Genomic DNA, 19989 nt, shown 5'->3' with positions numbered 1-19989 from the left:
CCAAAGGCCGCACGCGTCATGGTCTGGCGCGCACGGCCGCAGGAGACGACATACATGTACGAGACCACCTATTTACGGGCCGCATCGCTCGACGAGGCCGTTGCCTGGCTGCGCGAGCACGAGGAAGCGCGACCGCTGTCCGGCGGCATGACGCTGATCCCCACGCTCAAGCAGCGGCTCGCCGCGCCTTCGCATCTGGTCGACCTGACTCGCATCGACGCGCTGCGCGGTGTGAGCGTGGAGGGCAACGTGCTGCGCGTCGGCGCGCTGACGAGGCATGCGGAAGTGGCCGCTTCGCCCGTGGTGGCGTCGGCGATCCCGGCGCTCGCGCAACTCGCAGGCGTGATCGCCGATCCGCAGGTCCGCAATCGCGGCACGATGGGCGGCTCGGTCGCGAACAACGATCCGGCGGCTGACTATCCGTGCGCGGTGCTCGCACTCGGCGCGCAGGTGATCACGTCGCAGCGCCGGCTCGCGGCCGACGATTTCTTCGTCGATACGTTCGAAACCGCTCTCGACGCCGGCGAACTGGTCGTTGGATTCGAATACCCCATTCCGTTGCGCGGCGCGTATGCGAAGTTCCGCCAGCCGGCGTCCGGTTATGCGGTGGTGGGCGTGTTCATCGCGCAGTTCGCCGATGCGGTGCGGGTCGCGGTAACGGGTGCGGGCGCCTCGGTGTTCCGCTGGTCCGAAGCCGAAGCGGCGCTCGGCGCCGACCTTTCCGACGCCGCACTCGCGAACCTGAAGATGGACGACCTGGCGCTCCCGGACGACGACAACGGTTCGGCCGCGTATCGCGCCCATCTGATCGAAACCTACACGCGCCGCGCATTGCAATCGCTGCTCGCGCAACCGCTGCGCCAGCCCGCTTAATATCAGTTTCAGGAGACACGAATGGAATTCACCGGATCGCAGACTATCGCCGCCACGCGCGAACAGGTATGGAAGGGTTTGAACGACGCGGCGGTGCTGCAGGCATGCGTGCCGGGCTGCGAGGAGTTCATCGCGCAAAACGAGGACGAATACAAGGCCGTGGTCGTCGCCTCGGTCGGCCCGGTGAAGGCGCGCTTCAAGGGTACGCTGGCGCTGTCGGAACGCAACGGCCCGAACGGCTACAGGATAGCGGGCCAGGGCGAAGGCGGCATTGCCGGTTTCGGCAAGATGACCGCGACCGTCACACTGGCCGACGCCGACCAGGGCGGCACGCTGCTCACCTATGTCGCCGAAGCGCAGGTGGGCGGCAAGCTCGCGCAGATCGGCTCCCGGCTCGTCACGTCGGTGGCGAACAAGCTCGCGGCGGAGTTCTTCAAGCGCTTCAACGCGACGATGAGCGCGGGTCCGGACGCGACCGAGGCCGCCAACGCGGGCACCGCTCACTGAATCTCGGTCCGACGAACGATCCAGCACACCAAGGTGAATCATGGCTGAAGTCCAATTGCGAGTGAACGGCGTCGACGTCGAGCGTGACGTGCCCGACCAGACGCTGCTCGTCGAATTCCTGCGCGAAACGTTGCGCCTCACCGGCACGCACGTTGGCTGCGACACGAGTCAATGCGGCGCCTGCACGGTCAATCTCGACGGCGTCTCCGTGAAGTCGTGCACCGTCCTCGCGGCACAGGCGAGCGGCGGCGCGGTCACGACCGTCGAAGGGCTGCGCGCGGATCAGGACGCGCCGCTGCATCCGGTCCAGAATGCGTTCGTCCAGTGCCACGGTCTGCAATGCGGATTTTGCACGCCGGGCATGATCATGTCGGTCGACTTCTATCTGCGTCGGCCGCCGAAGCTCGACGAAGAAAGCATCTGCCATGCGCTCGAAGGCAACATCTGCCGCTGCACGGGCTATGTGAACATCATCGAAGCGGTGCGCCACGCGGCGCACGACCTGTACCCGGCACTCGCCGGCGCAACGGCGGAGGGCTCGCAGTCATGATCGGCCAACCTCTCCCGCGCGTGGAAGACCGGCGCTTCGTCACGGGCAACGGGAAATACACCGACGACCTGCAGATCGAAGGCCAGACGTATGCAGCCTTCCTGCGCTCGCCGCACGCGCATGCCGGACTGCTTTCGGTCGACATCTCCGCCGCGCTCGACGCGCCCGGCGTGATCGCCGTGCTCATCGGCCAGGATTATCTGGAAGACGGCTACCAGGGCGTCGATCACGTGCCGAATCCGATCGATGCCGTGGACGCGACGAAGAAGGCATTCCTCACCTCGCTGACCGGCCAGATCTTCAACCAGCGGCATATTCCGCTGCCGGTGGATCGCGTGCGCTACGTCGGCGAGCCGATCGCGATGGTGATCGCGCAAACGCCGCTCGCGGCGCGCAATGCGACGGAAATGATCGAGGTCGAATACGACGTGCTCGATGCGGTGGTCAACGCGGCCGACGCCATGCAGGACGGTGCGCCGCAGATGTGGGACGGCGCGCCGGGCAACCTGTGCTTCCAGGCGCAGATCGGCGAGCGGGACGAAGCGCGCCGGATCATCGCCGGTGCGCCGCTCGTCGTGCAGCGCGAGTTCCACCACAGCCGCGTGGTGAACTGCCAGATGGAACCGCGCAGCGCGATCGGCGCATACGACGGCGAAACCGGCGTCTACACGCTGATTTCCGGCAGCCAGGGCGCGGTGCGGCAGAAGCTATGCCTCGCGGACGCGCTCAAGGTGCCGCCCGCGCAGGTGCGCGTGGTCTGCCCCGATACCGGCGGCGGGTTCGGCCCGCGCTCGTTCATTTACGTCGAGCAGTTGGCCGTCGTGTGGGCCGCGCGCCGCATCGGCCGGCCGGTCAGGTGGACGAGCGATCGCAGCGAGGCGTTCCTGTCCGATTACCAGGGCCGCGACGCGATCGTGCGCGCAACGTTCGGTTTTTCGAAGGACGGCCGCATCCTCGCGATCGACAACGAATGGCTCGGCAACGTCGGCGCGCACACGGTATCGTACGTGCCCATGTCGAACGGTACGCGGATCATGACGACCGTCTACGACGTGCCGGTCGCCGCGGTGCACATCAGCGCGGTAATGACGAACACGGTGCCGACCGCTCCGTATCGCGGCGCGGGACGCCCCGAGGCGACCCACGTCATCGAGCGGATGCTCGACCTCGCGGCGGCCGAACTCGGCCTCGACCGCGCGGAGATCCGCCGCCGCAACCTCATCGCGCATGAGAAGCTGCCGTACCGCAGCCCGATGGGACTCACATACGACAGCGGAGAGTTTGCGCGCAACATGACACGCGCGCTGGAACTCGCCGAATGGAACAGCTTCAGTGAGCGCCGCGCCGCCGCGCGCGCGAACGGCAGGCTGCGCGGCATCGGACTCGCGAACTACATCGAGTCGCCGGTCGGCGCGCCGCGCGAGCGGATCGAACTGACCGTGCTGCCGGAAGGCCGCATCGACATCGTGGCCGGCACGCAGTCCACCGGCCAGGGCCACGAAACGACGTTCGCGCAGGTCATCGCTCAGCATCTGGGCGTGCCGATGGCGTCGGTCACGCTGCGCACCGGCGACACTGCCTTCGTCAGCGTCGGCGGCGGCAGCCACTCGGACCGCTCGATGCGCCTCGGCGGCATGCTGCTGGTCGATACCGCCGCACAGATCGTCGCGACCGGCAGGCAGGTCGCCGCCGCTCTATTCGACGCATCGCCCGAACGCGTGGCGTTCGCCGACGGCGGCTTCGCCGATCCGGCTTCGGATCGCCGCATCGGTCTGTTCGAAGTCGCCGCGCGCATTGCGAGCGACGGCGTGCCGGGCGATCCGGCACAACGCAAGCTGTATGCGCATGCCGAGGTCAATACGCGCGTGCCCGCACACCCGACCGGCGCGGCCGTCTGCGAGCTGGAGGTGGACCCGGACACCGGCGTCGTCGAGCTCGTCAACTACACGTCGGTCGACGACGTGGGCCAGCCGATCAACCCGCTGATCGTCGAAGGCCAGGTACACGGCGGCCTCGCGCAAGGCATCGGCCAGGCGCTCTCGGAGACCTGCTATCTCGACCGCGCAACGGGCCAGGTGCTGACCGGCTCGTACATGGACTACGGGATGCCGCGCGCCGGCGCGATTCCGCCGCTGCGCGTCGAGTTGACGGAAGACCCGACCCACGGCAACCCGCTGCGCGTGAAGGGCGGCGGCGAGAGCGGCATCACGCCGGCCACCGCGACGATCTTCAACGCGCTCGCCGACGCGTTGAAGGAATTCGGCAACGAGGAACTGGCGATGCCGGCCACGCCGAAGGTGGTGTGGGAATACATCCACCGCCGCGCCGGCTGAACCCGCTACACGACAACGGCTGCAAACCGAAGGAGACACGCATGCCTACCCCATTCGTCGCGATCAACAGGGACGGCCCGCTCGTGGACGTCATGCTCGATTGTCCCGACAACGGCAACCTGATCGATTCCGCGATGAGCGAAGCGATTATCGAGGCGGTCACGACACTCGATGACGACGTGAAGGTCGTACGCATCCTGAGCAGCGGCCCGGATTTTTGCAAAGGCCGGCAGTCGCCGATGCCGCCGAAAGACGCGAAGCCCTCCGCCGAAATGCTGCGCCGCGTGGTGGCAGCGCCGCCGCTGGCGCTATACGACGCGCTGAAGGCCGTGCGCGTGCCGGTGGTGTCGGTGGTGCGCGGCGAGGCGCTCGGCGTCGGCTGCGCGCTCGCCGGCGTGTGCGACGTGGCGCTCGCGGCAGACGACGCGGTGTTCCAGATCCCCGAAATGGAACGCGACATTCCGCCGACCCTCGTCATGTCCGCCCTGATCGGCCGCGTACCGGTAAAGACCGTCGCGCACATGGTGCTGAGCCGCCTGCGGCTATCCGCGGCGCAGGCACTGCAAGCCGGGCTCGTGAGCCGCGTGGTGCCGGCGGCGAGCCTCGATGCCGAAGCGGAAGCGCTCACGCAGACGCTGCTCGGTTGCAGCGCCGTGACGCTGCGTGCGGTCAAGCAGTTCCTGCACCTCGCACCGGAAATGTCCGCGACCGGCGCCAGCGGCTTCGCCGCGCATCTGGCGGCCACGGCGCTCTCGGCGCGGTTCTGACAACCGCGCATGCGGCGCGCGCCACATGCCCGGCCCGGACCGCCGCATGGCGAAAACGACGATTCATCGACTACGACACTGCGCAAAGACGATGCGCAAGGAACCCAGATTGAGACCCAAGACCGCGATCCCCTCGACTAACGACGGTACACCCGCACCCGACCTCGAACAGTTTCGCCTGCGCCGCTTCCTCGAATCGCTGGACGACAGCGAACTCGAACGCCATGAGGCGCCCGTCGACCTCGCGGACGTCGCGGCAATCATGGAAGGCAACCCGCGCGCGGTGTGGTTCGGACGCGTGTCCGGCAGCACCGCGTCGCTCGCCGGCAGCGTTGCCGCGAGCCGCACGCGCCTCGCGCAAGCCTTCGGCACGACGCCGCAGCGACTGCTCGACACGGTGCGCGAGCGGCTGCGCACGAAAGGCCGGCTGGTCGAGGTGAGCCGCGAGGAAGCGCCCGTCCAGCAGATCGTACTGACCGGCGACGACTGCGACTTCACCGCCCTGCCCGTGCATCTTCAGCACGAACTGGACGGCGCGCCGTACATCTCCGCGTCGATCGACTTCGCGATCGATCCGGACACCGGCTGGACCAACGTCGGCATCCGCCGGCTCATGCTGCGCGGCCGCCGCACCGCGGGCATCGACCTGGTCGCGCCGTCGGACCTGCGCGCGATCGCGATCGGCCACGCGAAGCGCGGCGAGCGCACACCGATCGCGTTTGCAGTCGGCACGCACCCGATCGACCACGTCGGCGCGACGATGCGCATTCCGGCCGATGAGCTCGAACTCGTCGCGGCGCTGCGCGGCACGGCGATGGGCGTGGTGAAGTGCATAACGAACGACCTGCTGGTGCCCGCCGACGCCGAATTCATTCTCGAAGGCTATCTCGACGAGCGCGGCCACGCGGAGCCGGAAGGCCCGTACGGCGAATTCCTCGGCTACTACGGCGGTGTGAAGACCAACCCGGTGTTCCACCTGACGGCGATCACGCATCGGCGCGACGCGGTGTTCCAGACCTGCACGATCGGCGGCCGCTCGATGGCGTGCACCGACACCGCGCAACTCGCCGCACTGCGCACGGAAGTTACCGTGTGGCGCGCGCTCGAAACGGCGGTGCGCGAAGTGAACGCCGTCTATGCCAACCCGGCGACAGGTGGCATGTTCAACGTGCGCATCGCGATGCAGCAGCGCGTGCCGGGTGAAGCCCGCAATGCGATCGCCGCGGTGTTCGCGTCGCTCGCGAACGTGAAGCACGTGTTCGTCGTGGATCCGGACATCGACGTGTTTTCCGACGAGCAGATGGATTGGGCGCTCGCCACCCGCTTCCAGGCCGATCGCGACCTGGTGCTGCAGGACGGCATGCGCGCGATGCCGCTCGACCCGTCACTGCTCGGCGCGACGAAAACCGCCAAGGCGGGCTTCGATCTCACGCTGCCGCTGCTCGCGCCGGGCGCGCAACGCGATCTCGAGCATCGCGTGCCGACACCGCCCGCCTATCAGGGCGCGCGCTTCGATTCGCTCGAAGCGGCGCTCGAAGACGGACCGAAGCGGTTCTCCGAACTGATGGCCGCGGCCGGCACGCGTGACGGCCGCGAAGTGGTGCGCTGGCTGGAAGACATCGCCCCACGGCGCGCAATCGCGCGCGACGCCGAAGGACGCTACACGTTCGCATGACGCGCCGGCGACCGCCGCGCGCGCCCAGCCGTGCGGCGGTCTTCGCGACAGACGGGATACAATCGGGCATCCCCATCCCGCCCGGTGCACGAAGGATCTGTCGTCGATGAACCTGTCCCTCAAACAACTCAAGGTATTTCTCGGGGTCGCGAACACGTCGAGCTTCACCAAGACCGCGCAAAGCGTGCACCTGAGTCAAGCGGCGCTCAGCGCGATCATCCGCGAACTGGAGACGCAACTGTCCTGCCGGCTGCTGGAGCGCACCACGCGCACTGTTTCGCTGACAGAGGCCGGCCGGGTGTTCTATCCGACAGCAATGAAGATCGTCGAAACGCTGGAAAAGTCGGTGATCGAACTGAACGAGCTGGGCCGGCAGAAACAATCGTCGCTACTGCTCGGCTGCACGCCGATGATCGCCGCGAGTTTGATGCCGCCGGTGCTCGTGCGCTTCTCGCGGATGTATCCGGACTCGCAGATCGAACTGGTCGATCGCGCGCCGAGCGAACTGCTGCAGATGGTCGAAGAGGGGCATCTCGACGCCGCATTCGGCGTATTCTTCTCGCAGCTCTCCGGCATCGACCGCGTACCCATCTTTCCGACTCACCTCGTTGCCATATCGGCAGTCGACGACATGCCGGAAAAGAACGGCGGACGCAGCGCGGCCGGCATCCGCTGGACCTCGCTCGAAGGCCGGCCGCTCATCACGCTGCCGAAAGACAATCCATTGCAGCGGCTCATCGAGGCAACGCTGTCGAAAGAAGAAGTGAACGTGAGCCGCCGCATCGTCGTAGGTCACATGCAGACGGCTGTCGCGATGGCTCAGGAAGGGCTCGGCACCGCTGTCATGCCGTCGTTCTGCGAGCACATCTGCCGCCGCTACCGCGTGCGGATCGATCCGATCCGGCCCGAGGTTCCGCTGTCGTTCTACCGGATCACGCGCACCGGCCGCGATACCCTGACGGCGCTCGACCAGTTCACCGAAATGTTCACCGAGGCCGCGCAGGAGCGCCCCGTCATGCTGGCCGCCGACGAACTGGACTGAACGGGCGGCGGCCTGCGCCTTACGCGAAGCTGTGCGCGCCGACCGATACCTCGATCTCGCGCGCGGCCTTCGCGCCCTCGACCCGCAGGATCGCCGGCAGCGAGACGCCGTTTTTGGCGGCCGTCACTTCGGCGAGAATGGAAATGGCGCTCGGCAGTCATCCTCAGCGGATGACAGAACGGCTCGCGAGCGGTGCGCGAGAGTTTGCGGAACGCTGGCTGGCGGCACGCCGCGGCAAAGACGGCGAATGGGTAGGTCTGAGTTACGCCGCCGCGTTGCAAAGCGCGCGCGCAATCGGCCAGGCTTTGCTGTCGCGCACTCTGTCCGCCGAACGGCCGCTGGCCACTCTGTCCGGCAACGGACACGTTCGCCAATGCGATCGAAACCGTCGTGCCACGCAATCCCGAAGTGATCGCGGCCACGTTGCCGCGTAATCGGCAACCGGTGCACGGCATCCGTGTGACGCCACCCGGCGATCTGCCGGACACCCTTGCAGTGCTCTTCACAGGCCGAGAAACTCGAGTGCATTGTTGCAGCGCCAGTCCTCGCGTACTGCATCCTTCAGCGGGAGCGCGTCGAATTCGCTCAATGCCTGCTCTACCGGCATCATCGGAAACGCGGAGCCGAAGATCATGCGTTTTTTCAGTACCGTTCTGCCGTATTGCAGCAGAGGCTCATAGCCGGAATGAGCGGTCGCGAGCAGCCTGGGCCGCACCGCCACCGTGCCAATCCAGAGATTCGGGTGGCGCCACGCCACGGCGAGCAGTTCCTGTACCCAAGGCCAGCCCGGCGGCGACGCGCATACGCGCAGTTCCGGCAAGGCCATCATCACGCGGTCGAGCGCGGCCGGATGGCCGTACATCATCGATGTTTGCGTCGAGAAGTTGGTGCCGCAGTGGATGTTGACCGGCATGCCCAACTCCACGCACTTGCGATAAAGCGGAAAGAGCAGCGGATCGTCGATCGGCAGTCTGTGCTCGAAACCTTGCACGTTCAGACCGCGCAGGCCGAGATCGCGCACGGCGTATTCGAACTCCGCCACCGCCGCTTCTCCCTTGTGCGGATCGACACCGGCAAAGCCGATATACCGCTCGCCGTTCGTTCGGCAAAACGCGGCCACGTCCTCGTTGGCGATCTTGACGCCGAAGGTGCTGGTCAGATCACGCGCCTTCAGCACGACGTGCCGTGCGTTCAGACGCTCGTAAGTGGCGAGATACCCGGCGAGCGGATCGGCGCAGCCCGCGTCCGCCACCTGCCGCTCGGTACCCTGGTATACGCGCCGATAGTTTGTCAGGTGCGAGGCAGGTCCGTCGAATTGCAGCGACGGCGGACGACTCGAAAAGTCAACGAACATGAAAGTCTCCGGCAAACGAAGCGTCAACGCCAACGCGATTCCTGGCGATCGAAGGTATCGGCGAACGGATCCACCGTCTCGGCAATCAACCGCTTCTTGGCGATCTTGCGCGAAGGCGTACGCGGAAAATCGCCCTCTATGTACTGCAGATAGCGCGGCACCTTGAACGGCGCGAGATGGCGCGCGCAATGCTCGAACACGGCCGCGGGCGGCACGTCCCCTTGCGTGAGTCCTTCGCGCAGTTTCAGATAGGCCTTCACTTCCTCGCGGCGCAGCGGATCGGGCACGGCCACCACTGCGGCCTCGTCGATCGCATCCATGCCGCGCAGCACGGTCTCCACTTCGGTAGCCGAGACGTTCTCTCCCGCGCGCTTGATCATCTCCTTGATGCGGCCCACGATGAAATAAAAGCCTTGCGCATCGCGCCGGAATAGATCGCCGGTACGGAACCAGTCGCCGTCGAAACTTTCCGCGTTCGCCTCGGGGCGTTTGTAATAACCCCACAGGATGCCGCGCCCGCGAATCCAGAGTTCGCCGACTTCATCGACTTCGGCCACGCTGCCGTCCTCACGCCTGATCTGCAGTTCGCGAAACGGCGCGGGCAAGCCGCAGGTACGCTCGAGCGCCTTGTCGTGGGCCCAGGCGGGCACCAGTGCGCCCGTCCCCACTTCGGTCATGCCAAAACCCTCGCGCGCGATCACACCGAAGCGTGCCTGCACTTCTTCCCGCGCCGACCTCGTCCAGCCGTAGATGCTGATGTACTTCAGATGCACCTCCGCGTCACGCGGGCCGCGCGGATGCTGGCTCAACGCAGGCTCGGGAAAGATGCAGTAGTGAATGCGATAGTCGATCAGCCACGACATGAAACGCGTCAGGCTCATACGCTCCGCAATGTACGCGGTGCCGCCGAGTTTCATTGTCATGAGGAACTGCCACATCGGGTCCATATAAAAGAACGGCGCCCAGATCAGCACGTTTTCGATACCCGCCTCAGGGCCGCGCCGATGCCGCGCCGCGCCGTGACAATGAATCATCCAGTAGTCGTGGCTAAGCATGCAGCCTTTCGGAAAACCCGTCGTGCCCGAGGTGTATTGCAGGTTGAGCAGATCGTGGCGCGACACCGCGCTCGGCGCGGTGAAATCGGCACTGCCGGCCTCGAGCAGCGCCGCCCATCGCAACGGATGCTCGCTCTCGCCGCAGACGATCACGCGCTCCCACGCGAGTAGCCCGGGCAGTGCCGGCGCGGCGGCAAGACGAGGCAGGAATTCGGCGTCGATCACGAGATATTGCGCGTCGGCGTCGGTCAGCACGAACACCAGCTCGTCCTGCGTATAGGACGTGTTGACCGGCACCATCACGGCGCCGATCCGTCCAAGCGCGATCCACGTGATCACGAATTCGGGCGCGTTCTTCAACATCAGCGCGACATGACAACCCTTGCGGATGCCGCGTTTGACGAGTGAATCCGCCAGCTGCGAAGCCATGCTGTCGATCTGCGCATACGTCATGCTGATACCGCGGTCGAACCATACCGCGGCGATCCGTTCGCCGTGAAGCGCGGCCTGCTCGCGCACGAACTGTCCGAGCGACTCGGGCAGCGCGAGCTGTTCCTGACGCTTTCGACGAACGAGTTCGTCCTCCACGGTCGGCGACTGTGTTCTCATACTGTTCTCCAGAAATGTCGACGCCTCGCACAGCGAGGCGAACCAATAGCGAGGCTCAGTCCTGCAGGATCATCTGGCAATCTTCCGGCGCCCAATCGAGCAGCACCGGTGCGCCGCGCTCGGGCGCCGGGCGCCGGCGGCTGTCCTGCTGCTGCACCACCATCTGCATGCCGCCCGTAAGGCGCACGTGATGACGCACCACGCTGCCGAGCATGATCGAGTCTTCCAGCGTGCCCGCATGGCGCAAACCGTCCGCGCCGTCGCCGGTCGGCGAATCGGATGCGGGCCCCATGCGCACGCTCTCCGGACGCACCAGCAGCGTGACGGACTCGCCTCGCGACGCCGTGCACGCGGTCGCCGCGGCGCGCAGCATGCCAAGCGGGGTCGAGACGAGCGCCCGTTCGCCCGCATGGTGCTCCACCGTGCCCGAGATCAGATTGGCGGTCCCGATGAAACTTGCCGCGAACGCCGTGCGCGGTGAGCGATAGAGTTCGTCGGGAGTCGCGATCTGTTCCACGCGCCCCTCGTTCATCAGCACGATGCGATCGGACATCGACAGCGCTTCGTCCTGGTCGTGCGTAACGTTGAGCATCGTGATGCCGAGCTCAGCATGCAACCGGCGGATCTCCAACTGCATCTGCTCCCGCAGTTTCTTGTCGAGTGCGCCGAGCGGCTCGTCGAGCAGGATCAGCGCCGGGTTGTAGACGATGCAACGCGCGAGCGACACGCGCTGCTGCTGGCCACCCGACAACTCCTTCGGTTTGCGCTGCGCGATGTCGGGCAGCCGCACCATGTCGAGCACGTCTTTCACCTTGCGGGCAATCTCGTCCTTCGGCATCTTGCGCACGCGCAGTGGAAACGCAATATTGTCGAACACCGTCATGTGCGGCATCAACGCGTAGTTCTGGAACACCATGCCCAGGCCGCGCGCGCTCGGCGGCGCTTTCGTGATATCGACGCCGCGCACGAAGATCTGCCCGGACGACGGATTCACCATGCCCGCGATCACGTTGAGCAGCGTCGTCTTGCCCGACCCGCTCGGTCCGAGCAGCGTGACGAACTCGCCCTGCTTCACGCTGAAATCGAGCGGTGCGAGCGCTTGCACTGCACCGTAGCGCCGCGAGACCTGCTTCAGTTCGATCATGTTCATCGTGGAATTCCTATACCTTTGAGGTTGCCGCTCAATGCCGCTCGCGGCGCACGACGACATGCGCCGCGTTGTAACCCGGCACCCCCGTGACGCCGCCGCCGGGATGGACCGATGCACCACACTGGTAGAGCCCCTTGACCGGCGTGCAATAGTCCGCGGCACCTTGCACCGGGCGCCGGAAGAAAATCTGGTCCGCGCTCAGTTCGCCGTGATGCACGTGGCCGCCCGGCAGCGCGAAAATGCGTTCGAGATCGGCGGGCGACAACACCTGCGCATCGTCGATGCACTCGCGTATGTCGGGCGCGTAGGCCGCCAGCGTGTCGAGCGTGATCTGGTAGAGCCGCTCGCGCTGCGCGTCGTCCCACGGGCCGTCGCGCAGCGCATAGGGCGCGTGTTGGCCGAAGATGCTCATCAGGTGCTTGCCTTTGGGCGCGACGCCTGGGTCCACCGCGCTGGGAGTCAGCACGACGAGCGGCGGCCGCGGCGAGATCTCGCCGTATTTGGCGGCGTCCCACGCGCGTTCGAGATACTCCACCGAAGGCGCGAGGCGCACTTGCGCCGGATAGGCGAAGCCTGCCGACCGCGCGTCGAAGTCCTTGAACGTGGGCAGACGCCGGAGCGCGAGATTGACCTTGAAGGCGGTCGAGCGGTCGCGAATCTGCCGCACGCGGGCAAGAAATTCCGGCGGCACGTTCTGCGCGCCCACCAGTTGCTGGAACAACACCTTGGTGGCGACGTTGGAGATCACGCAGCCCGCTTCGATCAATTCGCCCGACGAGAGACGCACGCCCGTCGCGCGCTCGCCGCTGATCTCGACCGAGGCGACCGGCGCGTTGCAGCGCACTTCCATGCCGTACGCCTTGCCCGATGCGGCGATCGCCTCCGAGATCGAGCCCATGCCGCCGCGTACGAAACCGGCCGGCCCCGCGCTCGTGGTGTGGTCGCGAATGAAGCCGCGCAACAGCACATACGCCGAGCCGGGCGAGCAGATGCTCGTTGCCGCACCGCCGCACGACGCGTAGAAACCCAGCGCGGCGATCATTTCGTCCGACTCGAACCAGCGCGCAAGATAGTCGCGTGCGCTCAACGTGAGCACGTCGTAAAGGTCGTAGAACTGCTCGCCCATGTCGCGGAAGCGCCAGGCGAAACCCAACAGGCGGCTGCGCGCACTGAGCGTGCTGTCGGCGGGATCGGGCGGCGTTTCCCACAGCATCCCGGCGACCATCTTGCCGAGGCGCGCCATGTGCGCCCGGTACTTGCCGTAGGCATCCGCATCCGCCTCGCTGAAGCGCGCGATGTCCGCGCTCAGACGCTCGCCCTCCGGGCGGAACAGGAGGCTGCGACCGTCGCCGTAGAGATGCAGCATCGGCGGCGGCACCACGATCTCATAGCCGTATTTCGCCAGTTCCAGTTCGTCGATGATGCGCGGCTGCAGTAGCGCCATCGTGTAAGACGCCGTCGACACGCGATAGCCCGGCCAGACCGCTTCGCTCACGGCCGCGCCGCCCGCGAGCTCACGCCGCTCCAGCAGGCAGACCTTGAAGCCTTTGCGCGCAAGATAGGCGCCGCACACGAGCCCGTTATGTCCCGCCCCGATGATCACTGCGTCGTACCTGTTCGTCATGTTAGTGCCAGCCTGAAGATTATTCGGTGTCGGAATCACGCCGCTGCAAGGTCATGATGCCGAGGCATACCAGCAGCGAGATCAGCGTGAGGAGCGTCGAGACCGCAGCGAGCACCGGCGACACTTCCCAGCGAATCGCGCTGTACATCTTGACCGGCAGCGTCGTGGTCTGTGGCCCCGAGATGAAGTACGCGACCACCACTTCGTCGAACGAGAGCAGGAAAGCGAACAGCACGCTCACCGCCACCGAAGCGCGGATCTGCGGCAGCACCACCTGAAAGAAGATGCGCGTGCGGCTCGCACCCATGACGAGCGCTACGGCTTCGAGCGACGCGTCCGCGTGACGCAGCCCCGAGCCCACCGCGATGATCACGAACGGCACGACCAGTACCGCATGCGCCAGCGCGAGTCCGCCTATCGTGTTGACGAGCGCGAGCGCCGAGAACTGCTTGTAGATGCCGAGCCCGAGCACGACCACCGGCACGAGCATCGGCGTGATCGCCAGGGTTTCGAGCACCCGCTTGCCCGGAAAGTGTCCGCGCGCCAATGCATAGGCGCCGGGCACGCCCACGGCGATCGCGATCGCCGAAGCGAGCAGCGCCACCATCACGCTCGTCATGCACGCGCCCCACCACGCCGGATCCGCAAAAAACTGCTGGAATAACGAGAACGAGAAGGTCCGCGGCGGGAAGGTCAGTTCGCTGCCGCCGCCAAACGAGATGGGCACGATCACGAGGCTCGGCAGCAGCAGGAACAGATAGCCGCACCAGCCGCCGACCGAACCCAGCACGCGCAGCGCCGCGCGCCGGTCGCGGCGCTTCGGTTCGGGCTGGACCAAGTCTTTGCCCACGTGGGCCGCAGTGTTCATCATACGAGTGCCTCCTTGCCGTGCTGCACGCGCCCGAGCATTCCGATGAGCGCGCCGGAAAGCACGAGCAGCATCATCGCGATCGCGGCGGCGAGCGTCCAGTCGAGCGTCTGCCGCGTGTAAAAGTCGATGAGGTTGGCGAGCATCATGTCGCGCGGGCCGCCGAGCAACGCGGGCGTGATGTACATGCCCATCGAGAGCGTGAGACACATGAGCACGCCCGCCACTACGCCCGGCATGGAAAGCGGCAGCGTGATGCGCGTGAAGATCATCGCCGGACCCGCGCCCATCAGTTCGGCGGCAGACTTCAGATTGCGGTTCTGCGTAGTGAGGCTCGCCAGAATCGGCAGCACCATGAAGGGCAGCAGATAATTGGTCATCCCGATTACGACGCTCGTGCGGCTGAACATCAGATCCGGATGCCACGCATCGCCGCTCAGCCATCCGGCGAGCTTCGCGACGATACCCGCGCTGCCCAGCACCACCGTGAACGCGTAGCTTTTCACGAGAATGCTGGTCCAGAACGGCAGCATCACCATCACCAGATACGGTGCGCGTTTCCCTGCCGGCATGCGCGCGAGATGCAGCGCGACGATATAGCCCAGCACGAGGCTGGTTGCGGTGGCGAGCACGCTGATGATCACGGTGTTGCCGAGCACGCGATGAATCAGCGTACTGCTCAGCGCCTGCTCGTAGCCACGCAGCGTGAAGGCGTGCTCATAGACGCTCGACCATCCCACCACGCCGAGCGGCCAGAGAAAAAACACCGCGAGCAGGCCGTAAAGCGGCAGCAGCATCGCCACGACGGCTTTGAGGTTCAGCGTATAGTTCATCGCCCGCTCCCGTGTTACGTCAGCATCCACGTCGTAAAACGGTTCTGCAGCGCGTCGTAATGATCGCCCCACCACGTGTCGTTGATGATCACGCTGTTAGGGTCGTGCATGTCCGGCATGCGCGCCTTCGCGGTAGCGGAGACGAGCGGCAACGCCTGAGCCACGTTCGGTGCGAACTCCACCTTTTCGCAGAACGCCGCCTGACGGTCCGGGCGCAGGCAGAACGCCACGTATTTCATCGCCGCCTGCGTGTTCTTGCCGTACTTCGGCACCGCGAGATATTCGAGGCTGTTGAGCGTCTGCTTCATCGACATCGCGATCGACGTCCCCGCGCGCTGCGCCGGCAGCACGCGGCTCAGGTAGGTGTAAGTGAAATCGAGTTCGTTGCTCGCGATGAGCGACACCGTCTCGGGCGTCGTCTCGATCCACTTGCGCACCGCCGGCTTGATACGGTCCATTGCCTTGAAGGCTCGCTCGATGTCGAGCGGATAGAGCTTGTCGGGCGCGACGCCGTCGGCGAGCAACGCCATCTCGAGGTTCTCGCTCACCCGCGGGCGCAGGCCGCGGCGTCCCGGAAACGCCGTCACGTCCCAGAACTCGGCATAGGTGAGCGGATGCTTGCCGGCGCGCTTCGGGTCGAAGCCGATACCGCCCGCGTACGAATAGGTGCCGACAAAGTCCGCGCCCGTCCTGGTGATGAGTCCGTCGGTCCTGACGATGGCCGGATCGAGCTTTTCCCACATCCCGCCACGGGAGCCCGCGACGATCTGCGGCCCAATGCTGTCGAACACGTCCCACGAGACGTTCTTCGATTCGACCTGCACCTTCATCCGCGCGAGGTCGGCGCTGTTGACGAGATTCACCGCGATGCCGGTCTCTTTCGTGAACGGCTCGGCGAAGGCGGCACGCACCGCTGCCTCATACGCACCGCCCCAACAGGTTACGCTGATGCTTTTAGATTGAGCGCGCACGATGGCGGGCGCGCCGAGGATCGCCGCGCCGGCGAGCGCTCCGGCTCGCTGCAGAAAGGCGCGCCGCGAACGCGACGAAGAATCGGCTTGCGTGGCGGCATCGGCATCGGCGTCGTTGACTGCCTTGTTGCAGCGGTGGGACAGAGGCGCTTTCATGTTGGTCTCCATGAGTGGTCGGGGCACTGTGTTATCCGGCGATCCAGATCGCCTTCCAGTCCATGTATTTGTCGAAGGCATGCATCGACTTGTCGCGGCCGAAGCCGGATTGCTTGAAACCGCCGAACGGCGAGGACATCGTGCCGCGGTCGAAACAATTGACCCACACGACGCCCGCCTTCAATTGCCGCGACACCTGCTGCGCGCGCGTAACGTTCGAGGTCCACACCGCGGCGGCGAGACCGTAGATGGTGTCGTTGGCGACCCGCACCGCTTCTTCCGGCGAGTCGACCGTGATGGCCGAAAGGACAGGTCCGAAAATCTCTTCGCGCGCGATGCGCATGTCGTTGTTCACGCCGTCGAAGACCGTCGGCTCGATGAAGTAGCCACCCGATTCGGGCCGCGCCGCGCGACCGCCCGCGACAACCCGCGCGCCGTCGGCACGGCCCGCGTCGATGTACGACATGATCGAGGCGTGCTGCACGTCGCTCACGATCGCGCCCATCTTCGTGGCGGGATCGAGCGGATCGCCGGGCACGAGTTCACGCGCGATGGCCGCGACCTTTTCCAGCAGTTCGTCGCGCACGGCCGCCTGCACGATCAGGCGCGAGCCGGCATTGCATACCTGGCCGCTATTGCCGAAGATGCCCGCCGCAACGGCGCGCGCGGCCGCGTCGAGATCGGCGCAATCGTCGAGCACGATATGCGGGCTCTTGCCGCCGCATTCGAGCCCCACGCGCTTGATGTTCGATTGGCCCGAGTACTGCATGAAGAGCTTGCCGACCGCCGTCGAACCGGTGAATCCGACCGCGTCCACGTCCATATGCAGGCCGAGCGCGCGACCCGCCGTTTCGCCGTAGCCGGGCAGCACGTTCAGCACGCCGGCCGGCAGCCCCGCCTCCATTGCGAGCGCGGCAATGCGGATCGCACTCAGCGGCGACTGTTCCGCCGGCTTGAGCACGACCGAATTGCCCGCAGCGAGCGCGGGACCGAGCTTCCAGCTCGCCATTGAAAGCGGATAGTTCCACGGCACCACGGCGGCGACCACGCCGAGCGGCTCGCGCACGATCATCGTGGTCATGTCGGGGGCGGCGGGCGCGGTCTCGCCGTACAGCTTGTCGATCGCCTCGCCGTACCATTGAATGCAGGTGGCCGAGCTGACGATGTCGCCGTTATAGGCGTTAGCGACAGGCTTGCCGACATCGAGCGATTCGAGCAGCGCCAACTCCTCGCGGTGTTCCATCATGAGTTGCGCGAAGCGCAGCATCACGGCCTTGCGTTCGGCGGGCGCACGGCGCGACCAGACACCGGATTCGAACGCCTTGCGCGCGCTTGCGACCGCCAGGTTCACGTCTTCCTCGCCGCACTCCGCGACTTGCGCGATCACCTGCCCCGTGGCCGGGTTGACGGTGGCAAAGGTGCGGCCCGACAGCGCGCCCACGTAGTTTCCGTCGATGAACGCGCGGCCTTCGGGCCGGATCTCCTGCGCGCGGGCGCGCCACACCGATGCGTCTGGAATGTTCACAACAAAGCTCCTTGAAATTTGGGTGAACTGCGTATTCCTCATGCCACTGAAATCCAGTGTACGGTTTCAAAACTATGAAAACCAATACATTATGCTAAGCTTGTTCCTTCCGGAAAGTTATACCTTTACCCGACTCCTCCATGCTCAAAGTGCGCCATCTCGAGATCTTCCGCGCGGTCGTGAAGGCCGGCAGCGTGTCTGCCGCCGCGCGTCTGCTCTATGTGTCGCAGCCCGCCGTGACCAAGACGCTGCGCATGCTGGAGGAGGAAATCGGCCTGACGCTTTTCTTGCGCGTAAAAGGGCGGCTCGTATGCACGCCTGAAGCGGAGTCCATCCTGCCGGAGATCGAGCGGCTGTTCGGCAGCGTGCAGTCGATTGCCGAGACCGCGAGAGAGATCCGCCAGGGTCAACGCGGTTCGATCCGCGTGTCCACGGTGTCGATGCTTGCCACCACCATCGTCGCGCGGGCGGTGGGCGAATTCCGCAAGACGCATCCTTATGTCGAATTCGACGTGCGCGCGTTACCCACCCGTCACGTCGTCGAATACGTGAACAACAATCAGGCGGACTTCGGCATTCTCGATGTGGCCGCGCCGTCCGGCACGCTCGAAGTGGAAGAGTTCTGCAGCGCAGACCTGCGCTGCGTGATGCGCGCGGCGCATCCGCTCGCCTCGCGCAAGACGATTACACCACGCCTGCTCGACAACGAGGCGCTGGCCACGTTCGGTGAAGATACGCTGACGGGCTGGCGCCTGCGCGAAGCGTTTCGCGCGCAGGGCCGGCCATTTACGAGCGTGTTCGTTTCCAATAGCACGCCAGTGCTGTGCGCGCTCGTGAGGGAGGCCGACGCGGTAGCACTGGTCGATCCCTTCGCGCTGATGAGCCGCTCGTTTCCGGATCTGGTGTCGCGGCGGTTTTCACCCTCCGTGCCCGTACAGCCGCGCTTTCTGTTCGCACCGGGCAGACCGCGCTCGGTGATCGTCGACCAGTTCGTCTCGCAGTTGAGAAAAACCGCCGGCGAAATGGCGATGGGTTGAGTTCTGGACCGTCAACACGCCGCTGAACGCGCAACTCATTCGCGATGAAGGTGAAACGAATCGCCAAAGGCGTTCACAACAACCGCAGCAGACTGATCCCTGAACCCGCCGCCGCGATACCGCCCGCGAGCACCAGCGCCGTGAAGGTTGCGTGGTCGATGCCCTTGCCGAGCATCACGGTTGCCGCAGCAGCCCCTAGCGTCATGCCGACCAGTCTTGCCAGGCTCATCATTGCAGACGCGGCACCGCTGCGGTTACGTGGCCCGCTCGTCATCACCATACTGTTGTTCGGCGTCTGGTACAGCCCGAAGCCTGTGCCGCAAATCACGAGCCGCCACGCAATCGACAGATTACCTGCGTCTGCCGGCAGCGCGGCAGACGCCCACAGTCCGCCCGCGAGCAATGCCAGACCAATGGCACACAGGACACTGGCACGATAGCGTTCAGCCAGTCGTGCGGCCCAGGGCGCCACGATCACGATCACGAGCGGCCACGGCGTCATCAGCATGCCGCTCACCCGGATGCTGCGGCCGAAGGTCTGTTCGAACAGGAAGGGCAACGACACCAGTGCCATAGCCTGCGCAGCGTACGCGCAGATCGAGGTGAGCAACGACCAGCTCGACGCATGCAGGATGAACGCCGCGAGACCTGGGCCAGTGGAAGCCGACAACGCGACAATGAGTGCGAGCCAGCCGAGTGCGCGCCCGATCATGGAATGAGGCACGACGATACGCAGGAGCGCCGGGCCGACTGTGGCGAGACACGCACCGCCGATACTCTGGACGGTGCGCGCCGTGATCAGCATGTCGATGGACGGCGAGACGGCACAGGCAATCAGGCTGGAGCTCGAGCACCAGCGAGGTCACGAAAGGCGTCACCGGTATTGCAGCCGCTGTATTGGATAATCAGAATGCCGTGGTTGGCAGCTTGAGCATCTCGATGGCTAGTACATCAATCAGTGATGCCGAAATAATCCGCATTGCCGAACGCGTGAAATTCTGCGCCCGCATCGTGTCGAATGGGATTTCCAGAATCCGGAAGTGACTGCGCTGCCAGGAAG

The 19989-nt window shown here is 65.6% G+C and carries 18 protein-coding genes; 9 read left to right on the top strand and 9 right to left on the bottom strand.

What is annotated here, in order from left to right; translation table 11 throughout:
- Window positions 1-54 precede the first annotated feature (54 nt).
- From BXE_RS24565 to BXE_RS24535, 7 genes are all read left to right on the top strand, one after another.
- Window positions 55-873 (top strand): FAD binding domain-containing protein, encoded by an 819-nt coding sequence (locus tag BXE_RS24565; RefSeq protein ID WP_011490829.1) that lies wholly within the window; start codon window positions 55-57, stop codon window positions 871-873.
- A 21-nt stretch (window positions 874-894) separates the two neighbouring features.
- Complete coding sequence (locus BXE_RS24560; protein WP_011490828.1) at window positions 895-1380, top strand: SRPBCC family protein; 486 nt, start codon at window positions 895-897, stop codon at window positions 1378-1380.
- Between the two features lie 40 nt (window positions 1381-1420).
- On the top strand, window positions 1421-1930 hold the full coding sequence (locus BXE_RS24555) for a (2Fe-2S)-binding protein (protein ID WP_011490827.1): 510 nt from the start codon (window positions 1421-1423) through the stop codon (window positions 1928-1930).
- Window positions 1927-4263, top strand: coding sequence for a xanthine dehydrogenase family protein molybdopterin-binding subunit (locus tag BXE_RS24550; RefSeq protein ID WP_011490826.1), 2337 nt, complete (start codon window positions 1927-1929; stop codon window positions 4261-4263). The genes BXE_RS24555 and BXE_RS24550 overlap by 4 nt, the downstream gene beginning before the upstream one ends.
- A 41-nt stretch (window positions 4264-4304) precedes the next feature.
- Window positions 4305-5030, top strand: coding sequence for an enoyl-CoA hydratase/isomerase family protein (locus BXE_RS24545; protein ID WP_011490825.1), 726 nt, complete (start codon window positions 4305-4307; stop codon window positions 5028-5030).
- A gap of 109 nt (window positions 5031-5139) precedes the next feature.
- A complete protein-coding gene (locus BXE_RS24540; RefSeq protein WP_040124054.1) occupies window positions 5140-6705 on the top strand; it encodes a UbiD family decarboxylase in 1566 nt (521 codons plus the stop codon).
- Between the two features lie 106 nt (window positions 6706-6811).
- Complete coding sequence (locus BXE_RS24535; RefSeq protein ID WP_011490823.1) at window positions 6812-7747, top strand: LysR family transcriptional regulator; 936 nt, start codon at window positions 6812-6814, stop codon at window positions 7745-7747.
- A gap of 502 nt (window positions 7748-8249) precedes the next feature.
- Here the strand turns inward: BXE_RS24535 and BXE_RS24525 are convergent.
- The 8 genes from BXE_RS24525 to BXE_RS24490 are packed head-to-tail and all read right to left on the bottom strand — an operon-like array spanning window position 8250 to window position 17934.
- Window positions 8250-9101, bottom strand: a complete 852-nt coding sequence (locus BXE_RS24525) for an amidohydrolase family protein (protein WP_011490822.1) — start codon at window positions 9099-9101, stop codon at window positions 8250-8252.
- Window positions 9102-9124: 23 nt separating this feature from the next.
- Complete coding sequence (locus tag BXE_RS24520) at window positions 9125-10765, bottom strand: class I adenylate-forming enzyme family protein (protein WP_011490821.1); 1641 nt, start codon at window positions 10763-10765, stop codon at window positions 9125-9127.
- Between the two features lie 55 nt (window positions 10766-10820).
- A complete protein-coding gene (locus BXE_RS24515) occupies window positions 10821-11915 on the bottom strand; it encodes an ABC transporter ATP-binding protein (RefSeq protein ID WP_011490820.1) in 1095 nt (364 codons plus the stop codon).
- A 31-nt stretch (window positions 11916-11946) separates the two neighbouring features.
- Window positions 11947-13539 carry a phytoene desaturase family protein gene (locus BXE_RS24510; RefSeq protein WP_011490819.1) on the bottom strand — a complete coding sequence of 531 codons (1593 nt, stop codon included), beginning with the start codon at window positions 13537-13539 and terminating at the stop codon, window positions 11947-11949.
- Between the two features lie 19 nt (window positions 13540-13558).
- Window positions 13559-14410, bottom strand: a complete 852-nt coding sequence (locus tag BXE_RS24505) for an ABC transporter permease (RefSeq protein ID WP_011490818.1) — start codon at window positions 14408-14410, stop codon at window positions 13559-13561.
- Entirely contained in the window at window positions 14407-15240 is an 834-nt protein-coding gene (locus tag BXE_RS24500) for an ABC transporter permease (RefSeq protein WP_011490817.1), read from the bottom strand. Before BXE_RS24500 ends, BXE_RS24505 begins: the two co-directional genes overlap by 4 nt.
- Before the next feature lie 14 nt (window positions 15241-15254).
- Window positions 15255-16367, bottom strand: coding sequence for an ABC transporter substrate-binding protein (locus BXE_RS24495; protein ID WP_011490816.1), 1113 nt, complete (start codon window positions 16365-16367; stop codon window positions 15255-15257).
- A gap of 31 nt (window positions 16368-16398) precedes the next feature.
- A complete protein-coding gene (locus tag BXE_RS24490) occupies window positions 16399-17934 on the bottom strand; it encodes an aldehyde dehydrogenase (protein ID WP_011490815.1) in 1536 nt (511 codons plus the stop codon).
- Between the two features lie 98 nt (window positions 17935-18032).
- On the opposite strand from BXE_RS24490, the gene BXE_RS24485 reads away from it, so the two are divergent.
- Complete coding sequence (locus tag BXE_RS24485) at window positions 18033-18929, top strand: LysR family transcriptional regulator (RefSeq protein WP_011490814.1); 897 nt, start codon at window positions 18033-18035, stop codon at window positions 18927-18929.
- Between the two features lie 73 nt (window positions 18930-19002).
- Here the strand turns inward: BXE_RS24485 and BXE_RS24480 are convergent, their stop codons facing one another.
- A complete protein-coding gene (locus BXE_RS24480) occupies window positions 19003-19764 on the bottom strand; it encodes an MFS transporter (RefSeq protein WP_407668636.1) in 762 nt (253 codons plus the stop codon).
- Window positions 19765-19811: 47 nt separating this feature from the next.
- Between BXE_RS24480 and BXE_RS48225 the strand changes: the two genes are divergently transcribed.
- A complete protein-coding gene (locus BXE_RS48225) occupies window positions 19812-19973 on the top strand; it encodes an IclR family transcriptional regulator domain-containing protein (protein WP_407668635.1) in 162 nt (53 codons plus the stop codon).
- Window positions 19974-19989 lie beyond the last annotated feature (16 nt).

The sequence above is a fragment of the Paraburkholderia xenovorans LB400 genome, from assembly GCF_000013645.1.
In the GTDB taxonomy this organism is placed as follows: Bacteria; Pseudomonadota; Gammaproteobacteria; order Burkholderiales; family Burkholderiaceae; genus Paraburkholderia; species Paraburkholderia xenovorans.
This window is presented reverse-complemented; position numbering and strand designations above follow the sequence as displayed.